At 66.8% G+C, this 1,906-nt stretch carries 1 protein-coding gene and 1 pseudogene; both read left to right on the plus strand.

The features are described 5' to 3' along the window. Positions 1–177 (plus strand): annotated as a pseudogene (gene mtrA, locus WBF82_RS09530) (two-component system response regulator MtrA); the annotation flags it as partial. A 10-nt stretch (positions 178–187) separates the two neighbouring features. Continuing rightward, positions 188–1,846, plus strand: coding sequence for an MtrAB system histidine kinase MtrB (gene mtrB, locus WBF82_RS09535; RefSeq protein WP_424382800.1), 1,659 nt, complete (start codon positions 188–190; stop codon positions 1,844–1,846). Positions 1,847–1,906: the final 60 nt, after the last annotated feature.

Below are 1,906 nucleotides of genomic sequence, written 5' to 3' on the forward strand. Positions count from 1 at the left end.
CAGGTGTTTACTCGTGATGTGCTGCTCGAACAGGTGTGGGGATACCGTCACCCAGCGGACACCCGCTTGGTGAACGTGCATGTCCAACGTCTGCGCGCCAAGGTGGAAAAAGATCCTGAAAACCCGACCGTAGTGCTGACCGTTCGAGGAGTGGGTTACAAGGCCGGACCTCCGTGACCGGAATGTCTTGATGTGGGGCTCGAGGCCAAGAATTCGCGGCCGTTCGGGCCGTTCCGGTCCCGTGATGCGGGGCATGGGTACATTGAGCCGCGCCGTCGGCGCGGCTTGGCGCCGCTCATTGCAGCTTCGGGTCATCACCCTGACGCTGGGAATGTCGCTGGCGGTGATCCTGGTGCTCGGCTTCACGCTGACCAGTCAGGTCACCAACCGCGTACTTGATGTCAAGGTCCGTGCGGCCACCGAGCAGATCGAGCGGGCCCGTAACACGGTCAGCGGGATCGTCAGCGGCGAGGAGGCGCGGTCGCTGGACAGCAGCCTGCAGCTGGCCCGCAACACGTTGACGTCCAAAACCGATCCGACGTCCGGCGCCGGACTGGCCGGCGCGTTCGACGCGGTGCTGGTGGTGCCCGGTTACGGTCCCAGGCCCGCGGCCGCGGCCGGCCCCGTCGACCAGTTGCCCAATGCCCTGCGGGACTTCGTCAAGGCCGGGCAGGTCGCCTATCAGTACGCGACCGTGCACACCGAAGGCTTTTCGGGTCCGGCGCTGGTGATCGGCACTCCGACATCGTCGCGGGTGACCAACCTTGAGCTCTACCTGATTTTCCCGTTGGGCAACGAGCAGAGCACGATCGCATTGGTCCGCGGCACGATGGCCACCGGAGGGCTGGTGTTGATGGTGCTGCTGGCCGGCATCGCGTGGCTGGTCACTCGCCAGGTGGTGGTGCCGGTGCGGGCCGCCGCCCGGACAGCCGAACGGTTCGCCGAAGGACATCTGTCGGAGCGGATGCCGATCCGCGGCGAGGACGACATGGCCCGGCTGGCGGTGTCGTTCAACGACATGGCCGAAAGCCTGTCGCGACAGATCGCCCAACTGGAGGAGTTCGGCAACCTCCAGCGCCGTTTCACCTCCGACGTCAGCCACGAGTTGCGCACCCCGCTGACCACCGTACGGATGGCCGCCGACCTGATCTACGACCACAGCGAGGACCTCGAACCGGCGCTGCAGCGGTCCACTGAACTGATGGTCAGCGAGCTGGACCGGTTCGAAACTCTGCTCAACGATCTGCTGGAAATCTCCCGCCACGACGCCGGAGTGGCCGAACTGTCGGTGGAGGCCGTCGACCTGCGCACCACGGTCAACAGCGCGCTGGGCAATGTGGGTCACCTCGCCGAAGGTGCAGGCGTCCAGCTCATTGTCGACATGCCGCCCGAAGGGGTGATCGCCGAAGTCGACCCGCGACGCGTCGAGCGGATCCTGCGCAACCTGATCGCCAACGCGATCGACCATGCCGAGCACAAGCCGGTGCGGATTCGGATGGCAGCCGACGAAGACACCGTCGCCGTCACCGTCCGCGACTACGGCGTCGGGCTACGGCCGGGCGAGGAGAAGCTGGTGTTCAGCAGATTCTGGCGTTCGGACCCGTCGCGGGTGCGGCGATCCGGTGGGACCGGGCTGGGGTTGGCGATCAGCGTCGAGGACGCCCGCCTGCACCAGGGGCGGCTGGAAGCGTGGGGCGAACCGGGCAACGGCGCCTGCTTCCGGCTGACGCTTCCGCTGGTGCGCGGACACAAGGTCACCACCAGTCCGCTGCCGATGAAACCGATTGCCCCAGAACGCAAAGAGCATCAGCCTCGGCCGCGGGAGCACGCCGAGAGGGGCGTGTGATGCGCAAGTTGACCGGGCTGCTATTGGCCGTGGCCGTCGTGCTCGCGGGCTGCGCCGGCG

Origin of the sequence: Mycobacterium sp. (genome assembly GCF_049673265.1) — a bacterium.
Taxonomy (GTDB): Bacteria; Actinomycetota; Actinomycetes; order Mycobacteriales; family Mycobacteriaceae; genus Mycobacterium.